The following is a 24394-nucleotide window of genomic DNA, read 5'->3' as shown; positions in this document are numbered from 1 at the left end:
GAGGAGTTGAACGTGACCAGCACAGCGCAGGCACAGAAGTCAGGAGCCGGAGCGGCTCACCCCGATCATCTCGGGCACGTCATCTTCATCGCGGCGGCGGCCGCGATGGGCGGTTTCCTCTTCGGCTACGACAGCTCCGTGATCAACGGCGCCGTCGAGGCGATCCGCGACCGCTACGACATCGGCTCCGCGGCCCTGGCCCAGGTCATCGCCATCGCCCTGATCGGCTGTGCCATCGGCGCCGCCTACGCCGGACGGATAGCCGACCGCATCGGCCGTATCCGGGTCATGCAGATCGCCGCCGTGCTGTTCACGGTCAGCGCCGTCGGTTCGGCGCTGCCCTTCGCCCTGTGGGACTTCGCCCTGTGGCGCGTCGTCGGCGGCTTCGCCATCGGCATGGCCTCGGTCATCGGCCCCGCCTACATCGCCGAGGTCGCCCCGCCCGCGTACCGCGGCCGTCTCGGGTCCTTCCAGCAGGCCGCGATCGTCATCGGCATCGCCATCTCGCAGCTGGTCAACTGGGGTCTGCTCAACGCCGCCGGCGGCGACCAGCGCGGCAAGCTGATGGGCCTGGAGGCCTGGCAGGTCATGCTCGGCGTCATGGTGGTCCCGGCCGTCCTCTACGGCCTGCTCTCCTTCGCCATCCCCGAGTCGCCCCGCTTCCTGATCTCCGTCGGCAAGCGTGAGCGCGCCCGCGAGATCCTCGCCGAGGTCGAGGGCGGCAGCAGCGACCTGGACGCCCGCGTCGCCGAGATCGAGCACGCGATGACCAGCGAGCACAAGTCCACCTTCAAGGACCTGCTCGGCGGTGGCTTCTTCTTCAGGCCGATCGTCTGGATCGGTATCGGCCTCTCGGTCTTCCAGCAGTTCGTCGGCATCAACGTCGCGTTCTACTACTCCTCGACCCTGTGGCAGTCGGTCGGCGTCGACCCGACGGACTCGTTCTTCTACTCCTTCACGACGTCGATCATCAACATCGTCGGCACCGTGATCGCCATGATCTTCGTGGACCGCATCGGCCGTAAGCCGCTGGCCCTGATCGGTTCGATCGGCATGGTCGTCGGTCTCGCGCTCGAGGCCTGGGCCTTCTCGTACGACCTGGTGGACGGCAAGCTCCCCGCGGCCCAGGGCTGGACCGCCCTGATCGCCGCCCACGTCTTCGTCCTCTTCTTCGCCCTGTCCTGGGGTGTGGTCGTCTGGGTCATGCTCGGCGAGATGTTCCCGAACAAGATCCGCGCCGCCGCCCTGGGCGTGGCCGCCTCCGCGCAGTGGATCGCCAACTGGGCCATCACCGCGAGCTTCCCGTCGCTGGCCGACTGGAACCTCTCCGCGACCTACGTGATCTACACGGTCTCCGCGGCGCTCTCCATCCCGTTCGTCCTGAAGTTCGTGAAGGAGACGAAGGGCAAGGCGCTGGAGGAGATGGGCTGAGCCTCATCCAGAGGCCCTCGAACTCGAGGAGCCGGGCCAAGTCCCCGCTGCCCGCTCCTCGACACCCGTAGGACGTACTGCCCCGGCTCACCCACCGAGCCGGGGCAGTACGTCTTCGCAGAACAGCTGCAGACTCCGCCATCCCTCGTCCACCGGCATCCCGCCGGCCAGCGGATGCAGTACGAGGTTGTCGAGCCCCTGGACCACGCACTCGTCCGGCGTGAGGATCCGGTACACGCCCTCGGCGCGCAGCTCGTCCACGGTCGAGGCCGCCGACCTCACCGCCGACTTGATGTCACCGGACTGCCAGGAGGCGTACGTCCGCGCCTCATGCAGGAAGTGCTCCCCGTGCTCGGCCCACGCCCGGTCCGGGTCCTCGGCGAGGTGCAGCAGCGGGGTCTCGGCGGTCGGCATCATGGTCCAGCCCTCGGTGCCGTACTCGACGAGCCGCTCCTTGTAGTACGCCTCCAGCTCCGGCAGATGTGCGCTGGGGAAGAAGGGCAGGCCGAGACGGGCGGCCCGGCGGGCGGCGGCCTTGGAGGAGCCGCCGACCAGGAGCAGGGGGTGCGGGTCGGTGAAGGGGCGCGGGGTGACCCGTACCGTACGGCCCCGGTACTCGAACTCCTCGCCGGTCCACGCCTTGAGCACCGTCTCCAGCAGCTCGTCCTGGAGCCGGCCGCGCCGCTTCCAGTCCACGTCGAACTGGGCGTACTCCTCGGGCCGGTACCCGATCCCGGCGACGGTGACCAGGCGCCCGCCGCTCAGCAGATCCAGTACGGCGATGTCCTCGGCCAGCCGCAGCGGGTCGTGCAGCGGGCCGATGACCGCCGAGACGGTGACCGCGATGTGCCGGGTCGCGCCGAAGACCGCGCCCGCGAAGGCGAACGGCGACGGCAGCCAGTTGTTCGATACGCCGTGGTGCTCCTCCGTCTGCACGGTGGTGATTCCGCGGTCGTCGGCGTACGCGGCCATCTCCAGGGCGGCCTTGTAGCGGGCGCTGAGCGAGGCAGGGGTGGCGCCGGGTTCGACGAGGTTGAAACGTACGACCGTGACGGGCATGGGGCCCCCTTCACCGGGCGGGTGTGGAGGGGGACGTTAGCTGACGGTGTGTCAGACATCCAGAGGGGTGTCGCAGGACTCCATGACTGATACTGGACGCGTTATGGAAACCGTCATCCTTGCTGTAGTCATCGCCGTGGTCGTGCTCGGTGCGCTCGGCGGGCTCATCGTCGGCAGCCGGCGCAAGAAGTCGCTGCCCCCGCCGCCCCCCGCCGCGCCCGACATCACCGCCCCACCGGCCGAGCCGCACGTCGGCGACGAGGCCGAGACGCCCCGCGACGAACCGCGCCGGACGATAGAGGAGGTGGATCTTCCGGACGGCTCGGCCCCGGTCGCCGTCGAGGAACCGCCCGCCCTCGAAATCCCCGAGATCGAGGCTCCCGAACCGACGGCCGGACGGCTGGTCCGCCTCCGCGCCCGTCTCTCCCGCTCCCAGAACGCGCTCGGCAAGGGGCTGCTCACGCTCCTGTCGCGCGAGCACCTCGACGAGGACACCTGGGAGGAGATCGAGGACACGCTGCTCACCGCCGACGTCGGTGTGGCCCCCACCCAGGAACTGGTCGACGGCCTGCGCGAGCGTGTGAAGGTCCTCGGCACCCGCACCCCCGACGAGCTGCGCGGCCTGCTGCGCGAGGAGCTCCTGAAGCTGGTCGGCACCGACTTCGACCGCACGGTGAGGACCGAGCCCGAGACCAGCAAGCCCGGCATCGTGATGGTCGTCGGCGTCAACGGCACCGGCAAGACCACCACCACCGGCAAGCTCGCCCGCGTCCTGGTGGCCGACGGCCGCAGTGTCGTGCTGGGTGCCGCCGACACCTTCCGTGCCGCCGCCGCCGACCAGCTGCAGACCTGGGGCGAGCGGGTCGGCGCCCACACCGTGCGCGGGCCCGAGGGCGGCGACCCCGCCTCCGTCGCCTTCGACGCGGTGAAGGAGGGCAAGGAGATGGGCTCCGACGTCGTGCTCATCGACACCGCCGGGCGCCTGCACACCAAGACCGGGCTCATGGACGAGCTCGGCAAGGTCAAGCGCGTCGTCGAGAAGCACGCCCCGCTCGACGAGATCCTGCTCGTCCTCGACGCCACGACCGGACAGAACGGCCTCGTCCAGGCCCGCGTCTTCGCCGAGGTCGTCGACATCACCGGCATCGTCCTGACCAAGCTGGACGGTACGGCCAAGGGCGGCATCGTGGTCGCGGTGCAGCGCGAGCTCGGCGTGCCGGTCAAGCTGGTCGGCCTCGGCGAGGGCGCCGACGACCTGGCACCGTTCGAGCCGGAGGCGTTCGTTGACGCCCTTATCGGAGAGTGAAACCACCACCTACCAACTTCGGTACGTGGTCGGAGAAGCGCCCGCCCCCAAGGTGCAGTTGGGGACGGGCGCTTCGCTGTGTACGACTATGCGCGCGACCGGTGCGCCACGTAGGCCAGCGTCCCCAGCAGCAACCGCGCCGCCGGCGGCTTCGTAGCCGAGTCCAGCGCCGGAGGCCGTAGCCAGCGCGCCGGGCCCAGTCCGCCCCGGTCGGAGGGCGGGGCCGTGATGTACGTGCCGGGGCCGAGGCCGCGGAGGTCGAGGGACGTCGGGTCGTCCCAGCCCATGCGGTAGAGGAGCTCGGGGAGCTCGGCGGCGGCGCCGGGGGCGACGAAGAAGTGGGCGCGGCCCTCGGGGGTCGCGGTGACCGGGCCGAGGGGCAGGCCCATGCGCTCCAGCCGGACCAGGGCGCGGCGGCCGGCGGGCTCGGCCACCTCGATCACGTCGAAGGCGCGGCCGACCGCCAGCATCACGGACGCTCCGGGGAACTCGCCCCACGCCTTGGTCACTTCGTCGAGCGTGGCGCCGGCCGGCACCTGGGGCGCGAAGTCCAAGGGGTGCGCCCCCGGTGCGCTGCAGTCCGCCCGGCCGCAGGAACAGGCGCCCGCCGCGGCCCGCGCGCCCGGTACGACGTCCCAGCCCCAGAGCCCGGTGAACTCGGCGACGGCGGTGCACTCCGAGGAGCGGCCGCGCCGACGCGAGCCGGAGCGAATCTCCCGGATGCCGCCGATCGTGAAGCCCATGCCCCCTCCAACGTGTCCGACGCGTCGGTGGTTACGACGCGGATGCGGAACGTGACCCTGTGTGTTCCGGGCTCACCGGCTCCGCTCGGTCCAGGCGGCGCTCCGAAGTGCCCCGGGTGGTGAACTCGACGGTGCGCGCCCCAGAGTGCACCGCTCCGCCTACTCCCGGCCGTCCTATGTCAAGTGAATCGCGTGGAGGCCACCGTGAGTTCATTCGAAGGGGTGGCGAATGGTGGCGTTTCCGGGATCGCCATGGCTGGACGGGTGATCGTAGGATTACTTTGAGTGCACGAGTCCTGGGGGCACATGCACTCGTGGGTATGCCGGAGGCAAGTAGGCATCCCGTTCGAAGGGTGACAACCGGCGGACGGGCAGCCGTATTTACCGGCATTCTGATAGGGCTTGGCGCACTCAGCGACAAGTGGTCTCAGGGATGGGGGCGTTCCAGTGAGCGGCAACGGCGGAAGCGGGACGACCGCGACCAGCACGGAGAAGCGCCCCAACGAGCTGCTCGCGTCCTGGTTCGTGCGCAGCGGCTGGTCGAAGGGCGAGCTCGCCCGCCAAGTCAACCGCCGGGCGCGCCAGTTGGGCGCCAACCACATCTCCACGGACACCTCCCGGGTGCGCCGCTGGCTGGACGGCGAGAACCCCCGCGAGCCCATCCCCAGGATCCTGTCCGAGCTGTTCTCCGAGCGCTTCGGCTGTGTGGTCTCCGTCGAGGACCTCGGCCTGCGCGCCGCGCGCCAGTCACCCTCCGTGTCCGGCGTCGACCTGCCTTGGACGGGCCCGCAGACGGTGGCCCTGCTCAGCGAGTTCTCGCGCAGCGACCTGATGCTGGCGCGGCGCGGCTTCCTCGGGACCTCGCTGGCCCTGTCCGCGGGCCCGTCCCTCATCGAGCCGATGCAGCGCTGGCTGGTGCCCGGGCCGCAGGCCCCGCAGCCGGAGCCCGAGCCGTTTGCCGCGAGCCGCCGCGGCGGCCGCCTCTCCCGGCCGGAGCTGGACCTCCTGGAGTCCACCACGGTGATGTTCCGCCAGTGGGACGCCCAGTGCGGCGGCGGCCTGCGCCGCAAGGCCGTCGTGGGCCAGCTGCACGAGGTGACCGACCTCCTCCAGGAACCCCAGCCCGAGACCACCACCCGCAAGCTGTTCAAGGTCGCCGCCGAGCTGGCCGAGCTGGCCGGCTGGATGTCGTACGACATCGGGCTGCAGCCGACCGCGCAGAAGTACTTCGTCCTCGCCCTGCACGCCGCCAAGGAGGCCGGCGACAAGCCGCTCGGCTCGTACGTCCTGTCCAGCATGAGCCGCCAGATGATCCACCTCGGGCGGCCCGACGACGCGCTGGAGCTGATCCACCTCGCGCAGTACGGCAGCCGGGACTGCGCGAGCCCGCGCACCCAGTCGATGCTGTATGCGATGGAGGCTCGCGCCTACGCCAACATGGGGCAGCCCGGCAAGTGCAAGCGGGCGGTCCGGATGGCCGAGGACACCTTCGCCGACGTCGACGAGTGGGACGACCCGGACCCCGACTGGATCCGCTTCTTCTCCGAGGCCGAGCTGCACGGCGAGAACAGCCACTCCTACCGCGACCTCGCCTACGTCGCGGGCCGCAGCCCCACGTACGCCTCGCTCGCCGAGCCCGTCATGCAGCGGGCGGTCGAGCTGTTCGCCCAGGACGCCGAGCACCAGCGGTCGTACGCACTGAACCTGATCGGCATGGCCACGGTCCACCTGCTGCAGCGCGAGCCCGAACGGAGTGCGGAGCTGGCCGAGCAGGCCATGCACATCGCCAAGAAGGTCCGCTCCGAGCGCGTGAACACTCGTATTCGAAAGACGGTCGACACGGCCGTACGCGACTTCGGGGACCTGGCCGAGGTCGTGGACCTCACCGAGAAGCTCGCGATCGAGCTCCCGGAGACCGCCGAAGCGGTCTGATCCCCTAGGCCCCGGCCGCGGCCGGCCTTCCCGAACTGCCCGACTCGGCTCCCCCGTGCCAGGTCATCGGAAGGCCGCCCGCGGCCGGATCTCGACCTTCTGCGAAGGTTGCGCCACGATAACGATCGTCCCGGCCGACATCCGGCAGTTCATCGACGCGTAACACGCAAGGCGTCTTCGTCACGGCGGCGAAACAACGAGGGGCTTCCACCGAAACGGCGCTGCGCCAATCTCATGGCGCATAACCGGCCCACCCCTCTTGACCGCTTAAGGCTCTGCCCGCACGGGGCCGTACCAACGACGAGGAGACGCCGATGGCACCAGCCATCACGCTTGCCGCGGAGGCACCCAAGCTGTCTGCCGCCAACACAGGCTTCATGCTCATCTGTTCCGCCCTGGTGCTGATCATGACCCCGGGTCTCGCCTTCTTCTACGGAGGCATGGTCCGCGTCAAGAGCACTCTCAACATGCTGATGATGAGCTTCATCAGCATCGGCATCGTCACCATTCTGTGGGTGCTTTACGGCTTCTCCCTCGCCTTCGGTACGAACAACAGCCTCATCGGCTGGAACTCCGACTGGTTCGGCCTCAGCAACGTCGGGCTGACAGAGCTCTGGGACGGCTACACCATCCCGATCTTCGTCTTCATGGTCTTCCAGATGATGTTCGCCATCATCACCCCGGCCCTGATAAGCGGTGCCATCGCGGACCGCGTCAAGTTCTCGGCCTGGGCGCTCTTCGTCGCCCTGTGGCTGACGGTCGTCTACGTCCCGGTCGCCCACTGGGTCTGGGGTGCCGACGGCTGGGCCTTCAAGCTCGGTGTGATCGACTTCGCCGGTGGTACCGCGGTCCACATCAACGCCGGTGCCGGCGCCCTCGGTGTGATCCTGGTCATCGGCAAGCGCGTCGGCTTCAAGAAGGACCCGATGCGCCCGCACAGCCTCCCGCTGGTCATGCTCGGCGCCGGTCTGCTGTGGTTCGGCTGGTTCGGCTTCAACGCCGGTTCGTGGCTCGGCAACGACGACGGCGTCGGCGCGCTGATGTTCGTCAACACCCAGGTCGCCACCGCCGCCGCCATGCTGGCCTGGCTCGCCTACGAGAAGATCCGCCACGGCGCGTTCACCACGCTGGGCGCTGCCTCGGGTGCGGTCGCCGGTCTGGTCGCGATCACCCCGTCCGGTGGTGCGGTCAGCCCGCTGGGCGCGATCGCCGTCGGTGCCATCGCCGGTGTCGCCTGCGCCGCGGCCGTGGGCCTGAAGTACAAGTTCGGCTACGACGACTCCCTGGACGTCGTCGGTGTCCACATGGTCGGCGGCATCATCGGCTCCCTGCTCATCGGCTTCTTCGCCACCGGCAAGGGCCAGTCCACCGCGACCGGCGTCTTCTACGGCGACCACTCCTTCACCCAGCTGTGGAAGCAGTTCGCCGGTGTCGGCGCGGTCCTCGCCTACTCCCTGATCGCCTCCGCGGTCCTCGCCTTCCTCCTCGACAAGACCATTGGTATGCGGGTCACCGAGGACGAGGAGATCTCCGGTATCGACCAGGCGGAGCACGCCGAGACCGCATACGACTTCAGCGGTGCCGGCGGCGGCCTGGCCAAGACCGCCGTCCCGGCCGGCGTCGGCGCCGACAGCAAGAAGGTGGACGCATGAAGCTCATCACCGCCGTCGTCAAGCCCCACCGGCTCGACGAGATCAAGGAAGCCCTCCAGGCCTTCGGCGTACACGGCCTGACGGTCACCGAGGCGAGCGGTTACGGTCGTCAGAGGGGCCACACCGAGGTCTACCGCGGTGCCGAGTACACCGTCGACCTGGTCCCCAAGATCCGCATCGAGGTACTGGCCGAGGACGACGACGCCGAGCAGCTGATCGACGTCATCGTCAAGGCCGCCCGCACCGGCAAGATCGGTGACGGCAAGGTCTGGTCCCTCCCGGTCGAGACGGCCGTACGGGTCCGGACCGGCGAGCGCGGCCCGGACGCGCTCTAACAGAAGAAGAAGGACAGGAGTCGCTGGGTGTCGAGTACGGACGTGCGCAAGGAAGCAGAGGACTCGGGACCCAGCGGCTATGCGGCGGCCCGGCTGCGTCTCCTCACCGAGGGTGCGCAGTCCGGGCCGCCGCGCCGTAAGGCGCTGTCGGAACTGACCGACGACTGGCTGACCGGCCTCTTCGCCGCCGGCGCCGAGGACCTGCGCGGCGCGTCCCTGGTCGCCGTCGGCGGCTACGGCCGCGGCGAGCTGTCCCCGCGCAGCGACCTGGACCTGCTCCTCCTCCACGACGGCAGCGACTCCAAGGCGGTCGCCGCCCTGGCCGACCGCATCTGGTACCCGGTCTGGGACCTCGGCCTCTCCCTCGACCACTCGGTGCGTACGCCGGCCGAGGCCCGCAAGACGGCCGCGGAGGACCTGAAGGTCCAGCTCGGCCTTCTGGACGCCCGGCACATCGCCGGTGACCTCGGACTGACCGCCGGTCTGCGCACGGCCGTCCTCGCCGACTGGCGCAACCAGGCGCCGAAACGTCTCCCCGAACTCCAGGAGCTGTGCGCCGAGCGCGCAGAGCGCCAGGGCGAGCTGCAGTACCTGCTGGAGCCCGACCTCAAGGAGGCCCGCGGCGGCCTCCGCGACGCCACCGCCCTGCGCGCCGTCGCCGCCTCCTGGCTGGCCGACGCGCCGCGCGAGGGCCTCGACGACGCCCGGCGCCGGCTGCTCGACGTACGCGACGCGCTGCACCTCACCACCGGGCGCGCCACCGACCGGCTCGCGCTCCAGGAGCAGGACCAGGTCGCCGCCGAGCTCGGCCTGCTCGACGCGGACACGCTGCTGCGGCAGGTGTACGAGGCGGCGCGGGTCATCTCCTACGCCAGTGACGTCACCTGGCGCGAGGTGGGGCGTGTGCTCAGGTCGCGCTCCGTGCGGCCGCGGCTGCGCGCCATGCTGGGCGGCGGCAAGCCGGTCGCCGAGCGCTCCCCGCTGGCCGAAGGCGTGGTCGAGCAGGACGGCGAGGTGGTGCTCGCCCGTGCCGCACGCCCCGAGCGCGACCCCGTGCTGCCGCTGCGCGCCGCGGCCGCCGCCGCACAGGCCGGCCTCCCGCTCTCCCTGCACGCCGTACGGCGCCTGGCCGCCCATGTGCGCCCCATGCCCACACCGTGGCCCGCCGAGGCGCGCGAACAACTGGTCACCCTGCTCGGCTCCGGCCACCCCACCATCGAGGTCTGGGAGGCGCTGGAGGCGGAAGGCCTGATCACACGGCTGCTTCCGGACTGGGAGCGGGTGCGCTGCCGGCCGCAGCGCAACGCCGTGCACATCTGGACCGTCGACCGGCACCTGATCGAAACGGCCGTCCGCGCCTCCGAGTTCACCCGCCGTGTCCACCGCCCCGACCTCCTCCTGGTCGCCGCCCTGCTGCACGACATCGGCAAGGGCTGGCCCGGCGACCACTCCGTGGCCGGCGAGATCATCGCCAAGGACGTCGCCGCGCGCATCGGCTTCGACCGCGAGGACGTCGCCGTACTCGCGATCCTCGTACGCCACCACCTGCTGCTCGTGGACACCGCCACCCGCCGTGACCTGGAGGACCCGGCCACCGTGCGGTCGGTCGCCGACGCGGTCGGCTCGCAGGGCACCCTGGAGCTGCTGCACGCGCTGACCGAGGCGGACGCGCTGGCCACCGGCCCGGCCGCCTGGTCGTCCTGGCGCGGCTCGCTCGTCGCCGACCTGGTCAAGCGGGTCGCGGCCGTACTCGCCGGGGACGCCCCGGACGAGCCGGAGGCCGCGGCGCCCACCGCCGAGCAGGAGCGGCTCGCCATCGAGGCGATCGCCACGGGCAGTCCGGTGCTGTCCCTGCGCGCCCAGACCGAACCGCCGACGGAGGAACAGGCCTCCGGCGACCCCGAACCGCTCGGCGTGGAGCTGCTCATCGCCGTACCGGACCAGCCGGGCGTGCTGCCCGCGGTCGCCGGCGTCCTCGCCATGCACCGCCTGACCGTCCGCACCGCCGAACTGCGCGCCCTGGACCTGCCGGACGGCGTCGAGGGCTCGGTCCTGCTGCTGGACTGGCGGGTCGCCGCCGAGTACGGCTCGCTGCCCCAGGCGGCCCGGCTGCGCGCGGATCTCGTACGGGCGCTGGACGGCTCCCTGGACATCGCGGGCCGGCTCGCCGAGCGCGACGCCGCCTATCCGCGCCGCCGGGGTGTCGTGGCTCCACCGCCCCGGGTGACGGTCGCGTCGGCCGCCTCACGCCTGGCCACGGTGATCGAGGTGCGGGCGCAGGACGCTCCCGGCCTGCTGCACCGGATCGGGCGGGCGCTGGACGACGCCAAGGTGCGGGTGCGCAGCATGCATGTGTCGACACTGGGTGCCAACGCCGTGGACGCCTTCTATGTGACCGGCTCCGAGGGAGCGCCCCTGCCCGGCGAGGAGGCGGCCTCCGTGGCCAGGAAGCTGGAGGAGACGTTGCGGGGCTGACACGGGATCCCGGTGTCGTGGTGAGCCGGGATACCCTGGAGGGCGATTCATCCGCAGCCACCGACCCCGAGGACCGCGAGCGCCGTGTTCGATACTCTTTCCGATCGCCTCTCAGCGACTTTCAAGAACCTGCGCGGCAAGGGACGGCTCTCCGAGGCGGACATCGACGCCACCGCGCGCGAGATCCGCATCGCGCTCCTCGAGGCGGACGTGGCCCTGCCCGTCGTCCGTACGTTCATCAAGAACGTCAAGGAGCGCGCCCTCGGTGCCGAGGTCTCCCGGGCGCTGAACCCGGCCCAGCAGGTCCTCAAGATCGTCAACGAGGAACTGGTCACCATCCTCGGCGGCGAGACCCGTCGTCTGCGCTTCGCCAAGCAGCCGCCGACCGTGATCATGCTGGCGGGTCTGCAGGGTGCCGGTAAGACCACCCTCGCGGGCAAGCTCGGCCGCTGGCTGAAGGAGCAGGGGCACTCCCCGCTGCTGGTCGCCGCCGACCTCCAGCGCCCGAACGCGGTGAACCAGCTGAGCGTCGTCGCCGAGCGGGCCGGGGTGGCCGTATACGCTCCGGAGCCCGGCAACGGCGTGGGTGACCCGGTCAAGGTCGCCAAGGACTCCATCGAGCACGCCCGGACCAAGGTCCACGACATCGTGATCGTGGACACCGCCGGCCGCCTGGGCATCGACCAGGACATGATGCAGCAGGCCGCGGACATCCGGGACGCGGTCTCCCCGGACGAGATCCTCTTCGTCGTCGACGCGATGATCGGTCAGGACGCGGTCAACACCGCCGAGGCCTTCCGCGACGGCGTCGGCTTCGACGGCGTGGTGCTCTCCAAGCTCGACGGCGACGCCCGCGGTGGTGCGGCCCTGTCGATCCGCCAGATCACCGGCAAGCCGATCATGTTCGCGTCGAACGGCGAGAAACTCGACGACTTCGACGCCTTCCACCCTGACCGGATGGCCTCCCGCATCCTCGACATGGGTGACCTGCTCACCCTGATCGAGCAGGCGGAGAAGACGTTCAGCCAGGAAGAGGCCGAGAAGATGGCCTCCAAGCTGGCGTCCAAGAAGGGCCAGGACTTCACCCTGGACGACTTCCTGGCCCAGATGGAGCAGGTCCGGAAGATGGGCAGCATCAGCAAGCTGCTCGGCATGCTCCCGGGCATGGGCCAGATCAAGGACCAGATCAACAACCTGGACGAGCGGGACGTCGACCGCACGGCCGCCATCATCAAGTCGATGACGCCGGGCGAGCGCCAGGAGCCGACGATCATCAACGGCTCGCGTCGCGCCCGTATCGCCAAGGGTTCCGGCGTCGAGGTCGGCGCGGTCAAGAACCTGGTCGAGCGGTTCTTCGAGGCCCGCAAGATGATGTCCCGCATGGCCCAGGGCGGCGGCATGCCGGGTATGCCCGGGATGCCGGGCATGGGCGGTGGTCCCGGTCGATCCAAGAAGCAGCCCAAGAAGGCCAAGGGCAAGCAGCGTTCCGGCAACCCGATGAAGCGCAAGCAGCAGGAGCAGGAGGAGGCCGCACGCCGGGCGGCGGCCGCTCAGGGCGGCAACGCCTTCGGCGTGCCGGGCCAGCAGGCGCCTCAGGACTTCGAGTTGCCGGACGAGTTCAAGAAGTTCATGGGCTGAGTCCTCAAGAGGTTCATGGGCTGAGTTCACCCTCTGCTTCACCCTGTGCGCGTGCCAGGGGTTGGTCGTTGTCGTAACGTCCGGATATGACCAACCCCGCGCCGCCACGCAAGTCGCCGGACCAGCCCTGGCGCACCGAGGGCACTCCCGAGGAGCCGCCGAAGCCGCCGCCGGGCGGGCGGAAGATGCGGGGCGGCTGGTGGAGTCTGATCCTCACCGCGCTGGTCGTGTACCTGATCGCGAACCTGATCCTGTCGTTCTTCAACGAGGGCGACGAGCCGACGATCTCGTACACCGAGTTCAGCAAGCAGGTCGACGCGGGCAACGTCAGCAAGATCTACGCCAAGGGCAACGCGATCCAGGGCCAGCTCAAGAAGGAGCAGAGCAACCCGGACGGCGGCGGCAAGTACACCAAGTTCAACACCGAGCGGCCGACCTTCGCGAGCGACCAGATCTGGGACGACCTGACCAAGCACAACGTCACGGTCACGGCGGAGCCGGTCGTCCAGCACCGCAGCTTTCTGGCCAACTTGCTGATCTCGCTGGCGCCGATGCTGCTGCTGATCGCGGTGTGGGTCTTCATCGCACGGCGGATGAGCGCGGGGATGGGCGGCGCGGGCGGCATGCTCGGCCGCAAGGCACCACCCAGGCCGGTCGAGTTGGAGCCCGGACAGCAGCGGACCACCTTCGAGGACGTCGCCGGCATCGACGAGGTCGAGGGCGAACTCAACGACGTCGTGGACTTCCTGAAGAACCCGGACGCCTACCGCAGGATGGGCGCGAAGATGCCGCGGGGCGTCCTGCTCGCGGGCCCGCCCGGCACCGGCAAGACCCTTCTCGCGCGTGCCGTCGCCGGTGAGGCGGGCGTGCCGTTCTTCTCGGCGTCGGCCTCCGAGTTCATCGAGATGATCGTCGGCGTCGGTGCCTCACGCGTGCGTGAGCTGTTCGCGGAGGCGCGCAAGGTGGCGCCGTCGATCATCTTCATCGACGAGATCGACACCATCGGCCGGGCCCGCGGCGGCGGTTCCGGTATGGGCGGCCACGACGAGCGTGAGCAGACGCTGAACCAGATCCTCACCGAGATGGACGGCTTCTCCGGCTCGGAGGGCGTCATCGTCATCGCGGCCACCAACCGCGCCGACGTCCTGGACCCGGCCCTCACCCGCCCCGGCCGCTTCGACCGGGTGGTCATGGTCTCGCCCCCGGACCGCGGCGGCCGCGAGGCCATCCTCCAGATCCACACCCGCGAGATCCCGCTCGCGAAGGACGTCGACCTGGCCCACGTCGCCCGTACGACCCCGGGAATGACCGGCGCCGAACTGGCCAACCTCGCCAACGAGGCCGCGCTCCTCGCCGTCAAGCGCAAGCAGGAGCGGGTCACGCAGTCCGACCTCTCCGAGGCGCTGGAGAAGGTCCAACTGGGCGCCGAACGGCCCCTGGTGATGCCCGAGGAGGAGCGCCGCCGCACCGCGTACCACGAGAGCGGCCACGCCCTGCTCGGCATGCTGCAGCCCGGCGCCGACCCGGTCCGCAAGATCACCATCGTGCCGCGCGGCCGCGCGCTCGGCGTGACGCTCTCGACGCCGGAGTCCGACAAGTACGCGTACACGGAGGAGTACCTGCGCGGCCGGATCATCGGCGCACTCGGCGGCATGGCGGCGGAGCAGGTCGTCTACGGGGTGATCACGACCGGCGCGGAGAACGACCTCGAGCAGGTCACCAACATCGTCCGCGGAATGGTCGCCCGCTGGGGCATGAGCGAGCGCGTCGGCCGCCTCTCGGCCCTCCCGAACGACGCCCAGCAGGCCTACGGCCTCGCCGCCGCCCCGCAGACCCTCGACGTGATCGACGGCGAGATGCGCCGGATCGTCGACGAGTGCTACGAGGAGGCCTGCCGCAAACTCCGCGACCACCGCGGCCAACTGGACGCCCTGGCACAGGCGTTGCTGGAACGGGAGACCCTGGAGGAGGCGGACGCTTATCGCATCGCGGGAATCACGCGCCTCGCCAAGGGCGAGGGGTGACCGCGGCCGGCCACCCCCGCAGCGTCTACTTGCCCGGGAACTTCCAGACGTACGGTGCCCCGTCCTCCTCGGCCCAGTGCACCTCGACGCTCTTCGCGTCCACGGGCACCAGGTACGTCTCGCAGAAGACGTGACTCCCGCCCTGCTTCCAGCTCTCGACGTCGTAGGGGTCCTCGCAGCCGGCCACGGCGCTCTCGTCCGCACCGATGAGGATCGCCCCCGGCACACCGTCGGCGTAGACCTCGGTGCCGTCGTTGACGTCGGGGGAGTCGGTGAGCGTCGGACCGCCCTTGTGCGTGAACCTCACCTGCGCGGTGGCCAGCACCTTGCCCTTGGCGTTCTTCGCGTCGGCCACGGCCTTCGCGGCATCGGCCTCGGTGCCGAGCACGACCTTCTGCGCCACGATCCCGTACGTGACCACACCGGGGTCCTCCTTGAACTTCCCCGTGGCCGCCTCACCGGTCCCCATCTCGCCGCCGGAGGCCGCCGACGGGCTAGGGGAGGCCTTGGCCCGGGCGGTGTCCGGGCTCTTGGCGTCGGCCTTGTCGCCCCCGCCGCCGCAGGCGGTGAGCGTCAGGGCCAGGACGGCCATGGGCGCGGCGAGGCGCAGCGCGGTCTTGTGGTGCAGCAAAACAGCTCCTGTGTGCCAGATGCGAGTGAGTGGTGCCCTGTGCAACGAAGCAGCGCAGGTATCGCATCGTCTGCTTCACGCCAATCACAACTGTGCAGGCAGGAGCGGTCCTGTCAGGGTGTACGGGCGATCAGGTACCGGAACACGTTCGGCATCCACACCGTGCCGTCCCGGCGCTGGTACGGGTGCAGGGCCTCCGTCAGTTCCTTGTCGACCTGGGTCTGGTCCGTCGCCGAGATCGCCGCGTCGAACAGGCCCGTCGACAGCAGCCCCCGTACCGCGCTGTCCATGTCGGCGTAGCCGAAGGGGCAGGCCACCCGGCCCGAGCCGTCGGGCCTCAGGCCCACCCGCCGGGCCACCTCCTCCAGGTCGTCGCGAAGGGCGGGGCGCCAACTGCCCGTGCTGCGCAGCGGATCCGCCAGTTTGGTGGCCACCCGCAGCACGGACGACGTGGTGCAGCGTTCCGGCGGACCCCAGCCGGCGAGCACCACGGGCGCCCCGCGCTCGGCGAGCGGTGTCGCTGCCTGCAGCAGCCCGCCGAGCCCCTCCGAGTCGCCCGCGAGACACCCGATGGGCTCGAAAGCGGTCACCAGGGTGTACGCGGGCGTCTCCGCGTCGCCCGCGGCCCCTACGTCCTCCGGCGCACCGTCCACGAGCCGCGTGTCCGCACGCGCGCGCGTGCTCCACGTCTCCGGCAGCAGCCGCTCCCGCGCGAGGGCGAGCCGCTCGGGGGAGGAGTGGTCGACACCGGTGACCGTGGCGCCTCTGGACGCGGCCATCAGAAGAGCCAGCCCACTGCCGCAGCCGAGGCCCAACAGCCGTGTGCCTGAGCCCACTTCCAGTCGCTCGTAGACGGCCTCGTAGAGCGGGACCAGCATCCGCTCCTGGATCTCGGACCAGTCACGCGCGCGTGCACACAGGTCGGCGCGGGGTACCTCGCCCGCGTGAGTGAGATGCCGCCGCACGAGCGTAGGTGTCATCTAAAGCGCCCCAATCCGCCGAGAGTTGCCGCTGTGCCCGTTTCAGTAGCCCCCGTGACGTGCGCTCGCACTCCCCCCGTATGCCAGGTAACTCCGCACTCGACCGCTCGTCCAGGGGTTGAAGGGCCCGGCTTGTGGCGTGGCTGTGCGAGCGAAAAGAATTCACATCCCGGCAACGTCGGCCCGTAGCATCGCGCCATGGCAAAGGCATCCGTTCTCACCCCCCGGGCGCAGGACTTCCCCCGCTGGTACCAGGATCTGATCAACAAGGCGGAGCTGGCCGACAACGGCCCGGTGCGCGGCACCATGGTGATCCGACCGTACGGGTACGGGCTGTGGGAGCGGATGCAGGCCGAGATGGACGCCCGGATCAAGGAGACGGGCACGCAGAACGCGTACTTCCCGCTGCTGATCCCGCAGTCGTACCTCACCCGCGAGGCCGACCACGTCGAGGGCTTCGCCCCCGAACTCGCGGTGGTCACCCATGCCGGCGGCAAGGAGCTCGAAGAGCCCGCCGTCGTCCGCCCCACCTCCGAGACGATCATCAACGAGTACTTCTCGAAGTGGGTGCAGAGCTACCGCGACCTGCCCCTGCTCATCAACCAGTGGGCGAACGTGGTGCGTTGGGAGCTCAGGCCGCGGCTCTTCCTCCGTACGACGGAATTCCTGTGGCAGGAGGGCCACACCGCGCATGCCACCTACGAGGAGGCGCGGGACTTCGCCGCGCACATCCAGCGGCACGTCTACGGGGACTTCCTCGAGAACGTCCTCGCGATGGACTTCCTGTCCGGCCGCAAGACGGTCAAGGAGCGCTTCGCGGGCGCCGTCAACACCCTCACGCTCGAGAGCATGATGGGCGACGGCAAGGCCCTCCAGATGGTCACCAGCCACGAACTGGGCCAGAACTTCGCCAAGGCCTTCAATACGTCGTATCTGTCGAAGGAAGGCAAGCAGGAGCTCGTCTGGCAGACGTCCTGGGGCTCCACGACCCGCATGATCGGCGCCCTGGTGATGACTCACGGGGACGACAACGGTCTGCGGGTGCCGCCGCGGCTCGCCCAGATCCAGGCCGTGGTCCTCGCGATCAAGGGTGACGACACGGTTCTGGCCAAGGTCCGCGAAATCGGCGCCCGGCTGAAGGACGCCGGCATCCGCGTCCACGTGGACGACCGCACGGACCTCCCCTTCGGGCGCCGCGCGGTCGACTGGGAGCTCAAGGGCGTGCCCGTACGGATCGAGGTCGGGCCCCGTGACCTGGACAGCGGCACCGCGATGCTGGCCCGCCGTATCCCGGGCGGCAAGGAGCCGGTGGCCCTCGACTCCCTCGTGAGCCTGTTCCCCACGGTCCTCGACGAGGACCAGGCGCTGCTCCTGCGGCAGTCGCGTGAGCGCCGCGAGTCCCGTACGGCGGACGTGTCCACGATCGAGGAGGCCGTCGAGTCCGTCCGCGCAGGCGGCTGGGCGCGCATCCCGTGGGCGGACCTCGGCGAAGAAGGCGAGGCCAGACTGGCCGAGCACGCAATGACCGTACGGTGTCTGGTCGCGGAGGACGGGGCGGTGCCCGACCGCGAGGACGCGCCCGGTAACGTCGCGGTCGTCGCGCGCGCTTACTGAAGTGGCGCCCTCCGGCGCGAGAGCGGCCGAAACGCCCCTTGCGCACCTGCGGATCACAACCGCACCGGGCCGTGGACATCGTCTACGTGCCCGGTCGTAGGTCGGACTACGTACCACCTTGGTACGAGCTGTGAGGTTTCTCCGCAGATCAGCGCACCCGCCCTCGTCAGGGCGCATCAGCGGCAACTGACGGGTACGTGCAAATTATTTGGGATGACCCGGAATAGGAACACATTCGAGCTCCCGCTCGTTGTCATTACGTGAGCACGACACAGACACCACCTGTTCTCGCCGCAGAGCTGGCAGAGGCGTGGGCCGACATTCAGCGGTACCACCCCGAGCTGCCGGACCTTGCCGCGCCAGAGTCCCTGATCGGAGAGTCGTCGTCCGCGTGCGGTCACGAGCTCTCCTTCGAGCGACTGCTCCATGAGGCAGTCCATGGCATCGCCGCCGCTCGCGGCGTGCGCGACACGTCCCGCGCCGGCCGGTACCACAACCGCAGATTCCTCGCGATCGCCGAGGAGCTGGGCCTGGACCACCCCGAGGAACCGCACCCCAGCAGCGGCTTCTCGCTGGTCACGCTCAACCCCGAGGCCAAGCGCCGCTACCGCCCGACCATCGAGCGGCTGCAGCGTGCCCTGAAGGCCCACACGGCAGCCACCTCCGCCGACACCCCGAAGAGCTTCCGGGGCCCGGCCGCCCGCCACGGCTCCTCCGGCGGTGGAGTGCGGGTCAAGGCGGTGTGCGACTGCGGTCGTAACGTACGGGTCGTCCCGTCCGTGCTGGCCCAGGCGCCGATCGTGTGCGGAGGGTGCGGGAAGCCGTTCCGGATCCCGGAGGTCGTCGGCGCGGCATGAGGATGCGGCTGCTCGTGGCAGCCGCACCCCGGAAGCCGTAGCGGACGTGCGCAGCCTGTGGGCACCTGGAATGCCGGGTGCCCCTCAGGCATGCCCGGAGCACCCGGTCGGAAGCGACCCGCCGGGTGTGGCACAATGGCTAGCTGTACTCGACAGCCGCACAGGAACCCTCTCGCCTCCGGCTGACGCGTCCATCGGGCACTCGGGTACCGCAACCCCACGCGGCCATCTCGCCGTGCCCAACCACGTCAAATCCAGGAGAACCCACTCCCGTGGCAGTCAAGATCAAGCTGAAGCGTCTGGGCAAGATCCGTTCGCCTCACTACCGCATCGTCGTCGCCGACTCCCGCACCCGCCGTGACGGCCGTGCGATCGAGGAGATCGGCAAGTACCACCCGACCTACCACCCGTCGGTCATCGAGGTGGACGCCGACCGTGTGGCGTACTGGCTGGGTGTCGGCGCGCAGCCGACCGAGCCCGTCCTCGCCATTCTGAAGAAGACCGGCGACTGGCAGAAGTTCAAGGGCGAGCCCGCCCCGGCTCCGCTGCTGGTTGCCGAGCCGAAGAAGGCGCGCCCGTCGTTCGAGGCCCTGAGCGGCGACGACGAGGGCAAGGGTGAGGCGATCACCCAGAAGAAGAAGGCGGAGAAGAAGGACGAGGCTGCCGCCGAGTCCGAGTCGGCCGAGGCCTGAGCATGCTCGAGGAGGCTCTCGAGCACCTCGTGAAGGGCATCGTCGACAACCCTGACGATGTGCAGGTCGCCTCGCGCAACCTGCGCCGCGGGCGCGTCCTCGAGGTCCGGGTCCACCCCGACGACCTCGGCAAGGTGATCGGCCGCAACGGCCGCACCGCGCGCGCTCTGCGCACCGTCGTGGGCGCCATCGGCGGCCGCGGTGTCCGCGTCGACCTAGTCGACGTCGACCACGTCCGCTGACGTCAAACGCAGCACCGGCTCGGGCCGGGGAGGGCCACAGGGCCGTCCCCGGCCCGTAGTCGTACCTACAGGAGATCAAGCACAGTGCAGCTGGTAGTCGCTCGCATCGGCCGTGCCCACGGCATCAAGGGCGAGGTCACCGTCGAGGTCCGCACCGACGAGCCGGAGCTGAGGCTCGCGCCCGGCGCCGTACTGCTCACGGACCCCGCTTCCACGGGCCCGCTCACCATCGAGACGGGCCGTGTCCACAGCGGCCGTCTCCTTCTGCGCTTCGAGGGTGTGAAGGACCGCAACGGCGCCGAGGCCCTGCGCAACACCCTCCTGATCGCCGAGGTGGACCCGGAGGTGCTCCCCGAGGAGGAGGACGAGTACTACGACCACCAGCTGATGGACCTGGACGTGGTGACCAAGGACGGTGTGGAGGTCGGCCGGATCACGGAGATCTCGCACCTGCCCTCCCAGGACCTGTTCATCGTGGAGCGCCCTGACGGCAGCGAGGTCCTCATCCCCTTCGTCGAGGAGATCGTCACGGAGATCGACCTCGAGGAGCAGCGGGCGGTCATCGACCCGCCGCCCGGACTGATCGACGACCGGGCCGACATCGTGTCCTCGCGAGACGAGTCGTAATGCGCCTCGACGTCGTCACGATCTTCCCGGAGTACCTGGAACCCCTGAACGTCTCCCTCGTCGGCAAGGCACGCGCGCGTGGACAGCTCGACGTCCATGTGCACGACCTGCGCGCGTGGACGTACGACCGCCACAACACCGTCGACGACACCCCGTACGGCGGCGGCCCCGGCATGGTCATGAAGACCGACCCCTGGGGCGAGGCCCTGGACTCCGCCCTCGCCGACGGCTACGAGACCGGCTCCCACGCGCCGGCGCTGATCGTGCCCACCCCGAGCGGACGGCCCTTCACCCAGGAACTCGCCGTAGAGCTCTCCGAGCGCCCATGGCTGATCTTCACGCCCGCGCGCTACGAGGGCATCGACCGCCGTGTGATCGACGAGTACGCGACCCGGATGCCCGTCTACGAGGTGTCCATCGGCGACTACGTCCTGGCCGGCGGCGAGGCGGCCGTCCTGGTCGTCACGGAGGCCGTCGCGCGCCTGCTGCCCGGCGTCCTCGGCAACGCGGAATCGCACCGGGACGACTCCTTCGCGCCCGGCGCGATGGCCAACCTCCTGGAAGGCCCCGTCTACACCAAGCCCCCGCAGTGGCGCGGCCGCGGCATCCCCGACGTGCTGCTCAGCGGCCACCACGGCAAGATCGCCCGCTGGAGGAGGGACGAGGCCCTTCGCCGTACGACGGCCAACCGGCCCGACCTCATCGAGCGCTGCGACCCCAAGGTCTTCGACAAGAAGGACCGGGAGATGCTCTCCATCCTGGGCTGGGCCCCGGACCCGGAGGGGGAGCCGTACGGCCGATTTTGGCGCAGGACACAGGGCGTGGAAGAATAGGCCGCTGTTGTGCGTCGTCCGGCGTGCGCCCCTGCCACAGGGGGACACGACGCCCGCCCCGACACGGACAGCATCCTTCTGGAACACCTAGCTCCCGTTGATGACCTGTGGCATCAGCGAAGAAAGCAGACGAAATGTCTCACCTGCTCGACTCCGTCGACGCCGCGTCGCTGCGCAGCGACGTCCCGGCCTTCCGCCCGGGTGACACCGTCAACGTCCACGTCCGCGTCATCGAGGGCAACCGCTCCCGTGTGCAGCAGTTCAAGGGCGTTGTGATCCGCCGCCAGGGCGCCGGTGTCCGCGAGACCTTCACGGTCCGCAAGGTCTCCTTCTCCGTCGGCGTCGAGCGCACCTTCCCGGTGCACACCCCGATCGTCGAGAAGATCGAGCTCGTCACCCGCGGTGACGTGCGTCGCGCCAAGCTGTACTACCTGCGCGAGCTGCGCGGTAAGGCCGCGAAGATCAAGGAGAAGCGCGACAGCTGAGCTCGCGCGGGGGGTTCTCAGCGGAGCCGGATAGCATCTGGCCCCGATGGACACCGAAGCACAGCCGACGGAGCGCGACCGCTCTTCCAGCCCTGTACCAGCGGCTGTGGAGGGACGGTCGCGTTTCGCGTTGGTGACGCGGATCACCGACTGGCTGCCCGGCGGCCAGATCTCCTTGATCCTGCTGGTCTGCCTGGTGTTTTTGCTGCTCCTCAACGCTTTCGTGGTCCAACCATTCCAGATTCCCAGCGGATCCATGGAAAACGGATTGAGGATCGGGGACCGCGTTCTCGTAAATAAGTTGGCGTACCGTTTCGGTGCCGAGCCGCGCCGCGGCGATGTCGTTGTGTTCGACGGAACCGGGTACTTCGGGAACGCCGACTACATCAAGCGCGTCGTGGGCGTGGGGGGAGACCACGTGGTCTGCTGCGACAAGGAGGGGAGGATCGAGGTGAACGGCCGGTCGGTCGACGAGTCGACTTTCCTGTTCCCCGGCGACAGCCCGTCCACGGTGCCCTTCAAGGTCGTCGTGCCCCAGGGCACCCTCTTCGTCCTCGGCGACCACCGCAGCGACTCCAGCGACTCCCGCGACCACCTGGGCTCACCCGGCGGCGGCATGATCCCGGTCTCCGACGTCATCGGACGTGCCGACTGGATCGTGTGGCCCACCGCCCACTGGACCCGCCTGCAGCGTCCCGGCGCCTACGCGCGCGTGCCCGCCGTGGACGGTGCGCATGGGTAACCGTGGCAAACCGCGCGGTGTCGCGCCGAGCAACCCCTTCGGTACCGAGGACCTGCTGCCCACCGGCTCCCGCCGCACCGGCGGCGGCGTGGGCGGCGGCCGTACCCGTGCCGAACGGCGCAAGCTGCAGCGCAAGGTCAAGCGAAAGCGCCGGCGCAGCGCCGTCAGGGAGATACCCCTCCTCGTCGGCGTGGCGGTGCTGATAGCCCTGGTCCTGAAGACGTTCCTCGTCCAGGCGTTCGTGATCCCGTCCGGTTCCATGGAGCAGACGATCCGGATCGGCGACCGCGTCCTGGTCGACAAGTTCACCCCGTGGTTCGGCTCCAAGCCCAAGCGCGGCGACGTGGTCGTCTTCAAGGACCCCGGCGGCTGGCTCGCGGACGAGCAGACCACGACGAAGAAGAACGACCCCGTCGTCGTCAAGCAGGTCAAGGAGGGGCTCACCTTCATCGGCCTGCTGCCGTCCGACAACGAGAAGGACCTCATCAAGCGGGTCATCGGAGTCGGCGGCGACCACGTCAAGTGCTGTGACGCACAGGGGCGGGTGACCGTCAACGGCGTGCCGCTGACCGAAGGCGACTACCTCTATCCCGGAAACGCCCCCTCCACGCAGCAGTTCGATATCACCGTCCCCCAGGGGCGGTTGTGGGTGATGGGCGACCACCGGGGGAACTCCGCGGACTCCCGCGCCCACATGAACACCGACTACGGCGGCACGGTCTCCGTGGACTCGGTGGTGGGACGGGCGAAGGTCATCGCCTGGCCCTTCGGCCATTGGAACATGCTGAAAGAACCTAAAACTTTCTCCTCCGTCTCCAACTCGGTGTCGGGGACGACCGCGTCCCCGCAGCTGTCGCATAGGGTTGCTCCCGACGATCTGAACGGAACGATCCAGCTCCCGACCCCTGCGGAACTCCCGCTCGTTATGGGAGCGGTGGGCCTGCGCCGCACATGGGGCAGGCGGCGGCACAGAGTAAGGAGTTGGCGTGGGGGATGTGGCGGTTGGCGCACGGTCCGGACACGACGGCGAGGAGCACCGCGGACACCCCGTGGAAGCCGTCCCGGCCGCGGACAGCGCCGTGACCTCCGGGAGTGACTCCCCGGCGGCCGACGACGGGCCCGCGCGCGACGAACAGACCAAACCCGGGGATCAAGGGCCGGGCGACTCGACCCCCAAGTCCAAGAAGCAGCGCTCCTTCTGGAAGGAGCTGCCCATTCTGATCGGCATCGCGCTCGTGCTGGCGCTGCTGATCAAGACGTTCCTGGTGCAGGCGTTCTCGATTCCCTCGGACTCGATGCAGAACACGCTCCAGCAGGGCGACCGCGTCCTCGTCGACAAGCTCACCCCGTGGTTCGGTTCGGAGCCCGAGCGCGGCGAGGTCGTCGTCTTCCACGACCCGGACAACTGGCTGGCGGGCGAGCCGACCGCCACTCCGAACGCGCTGCAGAAGGTCCTCAGCTGGATCGGCCTGATGCCGTCCGCCGAGGAGAAGGACCTCATCAAGCGCGTCATCGGTGTCGGCGGCGACACCGTCTCCTGCAAGGGCAGCGGACCGCTCAAGGTGAACGGCAAGGCGCTCGACGACGCGTCGTTCGTCTACGCCGGCAACACGCCGTGCAGCGTCGACGACCAGGGCGGCCAGTTCACGGTGAAGGTCCCCAAGGGTTACATCTGGGTCATGGGCGACCACCGCCAGAACTCGCGCGACTCCCGCTACAACCAGAGCGACAAGCACAACGGCATGGTTCCGGTGGACAAGGTCGTCGGACGCGCCATCGTCATCGCGTGGCCGATCACCCGCTGGGACACCCTCCCGGTCCCGGACACCTTCGACCAGCCCGGCCTGAACAGCAAGTCCTCGGCGTCCGCCGCGCTGACGGCCGCGCCGAACGCGCTCGCCCTCACGGGCGTGGTGCCGGTGGCGCTGTGGCGGCGTAGGAAGATCGCGCCGGCCGAGATCCGCTGAGCCGTCGGACCCGCTGAGGCGTCTCGCGCACCCTGCCTGACCTCGCCTTGGTGAAAGCCTGGTGCAGCTGTGACCTCGGTCGCCCCGGAGGGGCTGACCGGCTCTGGTACCGCCGGGTAGGGTGCGGAC

The 24394-nt window shown here is 69.8% G+C and carries 22 protein-coding genes; 18 read left to right on the top strand and 4 right to left on the bottom strand.

Translation table 11 applies throughout. The features are described from left to right. Positions 1-12 precede the first annotated feature (12 nt). On the top strand, positions 13-1431 hold the full coding sequence (locus ABZ880_RS33780) for a sugar porter family MFS transporter (RefSeq protein WP_361270778.1): 1419 nt from the start codon (positions 13-15) through the stop codon (positions 1429-1431). A gap of 87 nt (positions 1432-1518) precedes the next feature. Here the strand turns inward: ABZ880_RS33780 and ABZ880_RS33775 are convergent, their stop codons facing one another. Continuing rightward, positions 1519-2490, bottom strand: a complete 972-nt coding sequence (locus ABZ880_RS33775; protein WP_361270775.1) for an LLM class flavin-dependent oxidoreductase — start codon at positions 2488-2490, stop codon at positions 1519-1521. Between the two features lie 103 nt (positions 2491-2593). On the opposite strand from ABZ880_RS33775, the gene ftsY reads away from it, so the two are divergent. Next, positions 2594-3796, top strand: a complete 1203-nt coding sequence (ftsY, locus tag ABZ880_RS33770) for a signal recognition particle-docking protein FtsY (protein ID WP_361270772.1) — start codon at positions 2594-2596, stop codon at positions 3794-3796. 86 nt (positions 3797-3882) lie between these two features. On the opposite strand, the gene ABZ880_RS33765 is transcribed toward ftsY, so the two are convergent. Next, a complete protein-coding gene (locus tag ABZ880_RS33765) occupies positions 3883-4539 on the bottom strand; it encodes a bifunctional DNA primase/polymerase (RefSeq protein ID WP_361270769.1) in 657 nt (218 codons plus the stop codon). A 447-nt stretch (positions 4540-4986) separates the two neighbouring features. Here ABZ880_RS33765 and ABZ880_RS33760 point away from each other — a divergent pair, with 447 nt between their 5' ends. The 6 genes from ABZ880_RS33760 (at position 4987) to ftsH (ending at position 14595) form a co-directional block, all read left to right on the top strand. Then, positions 4987-6471 (top strand): hypothetical protein, encoded by a 1485-nt coding sequence (locus ABZ880_RS33760; RefSeq protein WP_361270767.1) that lies wholly within the window; start codon positions 4987-4989, stop codon positions 6469-6471. Positions 6472-6785: 314 nt separating this feature from the next. Beyond that, complete coding sequence (locus ABZ880_RS33755) at positions 6786-8123, top strand: ammonium transporter (RefSeq protein WP_361270764.1); 1338 nt, start codon at positions 6786-6788, stop codon at positions 8121-8123. Beyond that, entirely contained in the window at positions 8120-8458 is a 339-nt protein-coding gene (locus ABZ880_RS33750) for a P-II family nitrogen regulator (protein ID WP_003997576.1), read from the top strand. Before ABZ880_RS33755 ends, ABZ880_RS33750 begins: the two co-directional genes overlap by 4 nt. A gap of 27 nt (positions 8459-8485) precedes the next feature. Continuing rightward, positions 8486-10933 carry a [protein-PII] uridylyltransferase gene (locus ABZ880_RS33745; protein WP_361270762.1) on the top strand — a complete coding sequence of 816 codons (2448 nt, stop codon included), beginning with the start codon at positions 8486-8488 and terminating at the stop codon, positions 10931-10933. A gap of 84 nt (positions 10934-11017) precedes the next feature. Beyond that, entirely contained in the window at positions 11018-12571 is a 1554-nt protein-coding gene (gene ffh / locus ABZ880_RS33740; protein ID WP_361270759.1) for a signal recognition particle protein, read from the top strand. An 86-nt stretch (positions 12572-12657) separates the two neighbouring features. Further along, positions 12658-14595: an ATP-dependent zinc metalloprotease FtsH gene (gene ftsH / locus ABZ880_RS33735; protein WP_361270756.1), complete on the top strand. Its 1938-nt coding sequence runs from the start codon at positions 12658-12660 to the stop codon at positions 14593-14595. A gap of 25 nt (positions 14596-14620) precedes the next feature. Here the strand turns inward: ftsH and ABZ880_RS33730 are convergent, their stop codons facing one another. Continuing rightward, complete coding sequence (locus ABZ880_RS33730) at positions 14621-15226, bottom strand: hypothetical protein (protein WP_361270753.1); 606 nt, start codon at positions 15224-15226, stop codon at positions 14621-14623. Between the two features lie 113 nt (positions 15227-15339). Then, positions 15340-16206, bottom strand: coding sequence for an SAM-dependent methyltransferase (locus tag ABZ880_RS33725; RefSeq protein WP_361270750.1), 867 nt, complete (start codon positions 16204-16206; stop codon positions 15340-15342). A gap of 198 nt (positions 16207-16404) precedes the next feature. Here ABZ880_RS33725 and proS point away from each other — a divergent pair, with 198 nt between their 5' ends. The 10 genes from proS to lepB (ABZ880_RS33675) all read left to right on the top strand — a co-directional run bounded on the left by proS (position 16405) and on the right by lepB (ABZ880_RS33675) (position 24265). Continuing rightward, entirely contained in the window at positions 16405-17820 is a 1416-nt protein-coding gene (gene proS, locus ABZ880_RS33720) for a proline--tRNA ligase (protein ID WP_361270747.1), read from the top strand. A 260-nt stretch (positions 17821-18080) separates the two neighbouring features. Then, on the top strand, positions 18081-18677 hold the full coding sequence (locus tag ABZ880_RS33715) for a hypothetical protein (RefSeq protein ID WP_030943152.1): 597 nt from the start codon (positions 18081-18083) through the stop codon (positions 18675-18677). A 272-nt stretch (positions 18678-18949) separates the two neighbouring features. Beyond that, positions 18950-19369 (top strand): 30S ribosomal protein S16, encoded by a 420-nt coding sequence (gene rpsP, locus ABZ880_RS33710; RefSeq protein ID WP_361270745.1) that lies wholly within the window; start codon positions 18950-18952, stop codon positions 19367-19369. Between the two features lie 2 nt (positions 19370-19371). Beyond that, positions 19372-19611: an RNA-binding protein gene (locus ABZ880_RS33705; protein WP_003973401.1), complete on the top strand. Its 240-nt coding sequence runs from the start codon at positions 19372-19374 to the stop codon at positions 19609-19611. Positions 19612-19695: 84 nt separating this feature from the next. Further along, complete coding sequence (gene rimM / locus ABZ880_RS33700) at positions 19696-20238, top strand: ribosome maturation factor RimM (RefSeq protein WP_361270743.1); 543 nt, start codon at positions 19696-19698, stop codon at positions 20236-20238. Further along, positions 20238-21071 (top strand): tRNA (guanosine(37)-N1)-methyltransferase TrmD, encoded by an 834-nt coding sequence (trmD, locus tag ABZ880_RS33695; protein ID WP_361270740.1) that lies wholly within the window; start codon positions 20238-20240, stop codon positions 21069-21071. The genes rimM and trmD overlap by 1 nt, the downstream gene beginning before the upstream one ends. A gap of 134 nt (positions 21072-21205) precedes the next feature. Then, positions 21206-21556 (top strand): 50S ribosomal protein L19, encoded by a 351-nt coding sequence (gene rplS / locus ABZ880_RS33690; protein ID WP_003973398.1) that lies wholly within the window; start codon positions 21206-21208, stop codon positions 21554-21556. Positions 21557-21602: 46 nt separating this feature from the next. Then, positions 21603-22298 carry a signal peptidase I gene (lepB, locus tag ABZ880_RS33685; protein ID WP_361270738.1) on the top strand — a complete coding sequence of 232 codons (696 nt, stop codon included), beginning with the start codon at positions 21603-21605 and terminating at the stop codon, positions 22296-22298. Beyond that, positions 22291-23394 carry a signal peptidase I gene (gene lepB, locus ABZ880_RS33680; RefSeq protein WP_361270736.1) on the top strand — a complete coding sequence of 368 codons (1104 nt, stop codon included), beginning with the start codon at positions 22291-22293 and terminating at the stop codon, positions 23392-23394. The genes lepB (ABZ880_RS33685) and lepB (ABZ880_RS33680) overlap by 8 nt, the downstream gene beginning before the upstream one ends. Next, complete coding sequence (gene lepB, locus ABZ880_RS33675; protein ID WP_361270733.1) at positions 23285-24265, top strand: signal peptidase I; 981 nt, start codon at positions 23285-23287, stop codon at positions 24263-24265. The genes lepB (ABZ880_RS33680) and lepB (ABZ880_RS33675) overlap by 110 nt, the downstream gene beginning before the upstream one ends. The last annotated feature ends 129 nt before the right edge of the window (positions 24266-24394 follow it).

The sequence above is a fragment of the Streptomyces sp. NPDC047043 genome (genome assembly GCF_040644055.1).
In the GTDB taxonomy this organism is placed as follows: domain Bacteria; phylum Actinomycetota; class Actinomycetes; order Streptomycetales; family Streptomycetaceae; genus Streptomyces.
This window is presented reverse-complemented; position numbering and strand designations above follow the sequence as displayed.